This is a genomic window from Kitasatospora sp. NPDC057223 (assembly GCF_042669755.1).
In the GTDB taxonomy this organism is placed as follows: Bacteria; Actinomycetota; Actinomycetes; order Streptomycetales; family Streptomycetaceae; genus Kitasatospora.
This window is the reverse complement of record NZ_JBHUWW010000299.1, coordinates 1-1,633: the sequence shown is the minus strand read 5'-3', so window position 1 is coordinate 1,633 and position 1,633 is coordinate 1. Positions and strand designations below refer to the sequence as shown.

Annotated in this window: 2 protein-coding genes; one reads left to right on the top strand and one right to left on the bottom strand. The window is 70.9% G+C overall.

The features are described from left to right. Positions 1-251: 251 nt before the first annotated feature. The gene (locus tag ACFUK0_RS40160) at positions 252-683 is read right to left on the bottom strand and encodes a response regulator (RefSeq protein ID WP_380259042.1); all 432 of its coding nucleotides are present in this window, start codon (positions 681-683) and stop codon (positions 252-254) included. Positions 684-1,139: 456 nt separating this feature from the next. On the opposite strand from ACFUK0_RS40160, the gene ACFUK0_RS40155 reads away from it, so the two are divergent. Further along, positions 1,140-1,535 carry an ATP-binding protein gene (locus ACFUK0_RS40155; RefSeq protein WP_380259040.1) on the top strand — a complete coding sequence of 132 codons (396 nt, stop codon included), beginning with the start codon at positions 1,140-1,142 and terminating at the stop codon, positions 1,533-1,535. The last annotated feature ends 98 nt before the right edge of the window (positions 1,536-1,633 follow it).

Below are 1,633 nucleotides of genomic sequence, written 5' to 3'. Positions count from 1 at the left end.
TCGCGACAACGAGCGGAGCCACCAACAGCACGATCACGGCGGACATGGGTACCTCTTGAAGTCGGTGTGGGTGAGAGCAGTAACGACCGCCTGCCCGCCCGGCCCGAGGTCATGTCGCAAACCACCCGTCCGGCTGACCCCCCCCCCCGGTCCCGACCGTCACCGGCCAGAGCCCCATCTGCCGCCCACCCAGGCCCGCAAACCCCGCTCCCCGGAGGCAGCCGACAGGTGCGAGTCCCCTCCCCCGTCTGTCAGTCGTTGGGGGAGATCGCGGTGTCGAGGTAGAAGCTGTCGATGCTCTGCACGGCCTGGGTGAATTCGTCGAGCCCGACGGGTTTGGTCACGTACGCGTTGGCATACCGGCGGTAGGCGCCGGACACGTCGTGGGGCGCGGCCGAAGTGGTGAGAACCACCACGGGGATCGACTTGAGGTCCTCGTCGACCTTGATCACGTCCAGCAGTTCCCGGCCGTCCATGCGCGGCATGTTCAGATCCAGCACGATCAGGTCCGGCACCGGGTTCTCCGCCGCCCGCAGGTACGTCAGGGCGGCCTCACCGTTGACGACCCGCACGATCTCCCGCTGCGCCTTCTCCTCCAGTGCCTCCGTGATGAGCATGGCGTCGGCCGGGTCGTCCTCGACGAGCAGGACGCGGTAGGGGCGCCCGGGAACACGCGTGGTCACGATGGACTCCTGACTCGGCGGCACACTGGAAGTGGCCTTGCCGGTGCGGCGCGGTCGCCGGATGGCGCCGGCGCGACCCGGCATGAGGGCAGCCTAGGGGACTGGGTTGTCCGGCCGGGTGCGGCTGCCAGGTTCGGTGAGGCCGCCGCGACACGGAGGCGATGGTCCTGCGGCCGGCTGCGCGGGAGGAATGCATGTCTGCGGACGCAGCTGGTGCCGTACCGGCAGAGCAGTCGGCCCGCCCCGGGGGCGGACGGCGCGGCAGTGGCTGCGGCCGGCGACGGGTATGGCCCCGGCGGTGTGCTGGGCGGGATCGGAACGCGACCGTCCCGGGCCCATGTGGGGAGGCCCGGGCAGTGATGAGAGGCTCCGTCGGTTCGCACGCTGCCTGTTTGGATTGTGGTGATTGCTGGGCATCTGGGCGGGCAGGCGTGTGGGCGAGCACCGAGGAGGTGAATGCTGGTGTTGGAGATCGACTCGACCCGCAACAGTGTGGCCCAGGCACGCGATGCGGCAGCCCGGTTCGTGCGCGAGTACTGCCGGTGGGCCGACCCCGCAGCCGTGGCCCTGGTCCTTTCCGAACTGCTCACCAACGCCGTCCGTCACGCCACCGGCTGGTGGCGCCTGCGCCTGAGCGCCGACGACGGCCGGCTCCTCGCGGAGGTCCGCGACGCGGGTGACCGGATAGCAGGCGTGCGCCGGTCGGAGCTGGACGGCCGGGGCGGCCTCGGCCTGCACATCGTCGGACAACTGGTGACCCGTCTGGAGATCGAGCACCACCGAAGCGGCACCGGCAAGACTCTGCGCGCGCTGTGGCTGCCCCCTGTTGCGGATCCCGCCCCGACTACCTGACACCACGCCAGCGACCACGCCCGTACGGCCTCGGGATTCGGGAGCCACAGGGGAGACGGGGCAAGCGCCAGGCGGGGCACACCCAGCAGCGTGTGCCC

Bases quoted from the DNA above. Each gene is read 5' to 3' on its own strand.
- ACFUK0_RS40155 (WP_380259040.1), top strand. From the start codon at position 1,140: ATGCTGGTGTTGGAGATCGACTCGACCCGCAACAGTGTGGCCCAGGCA.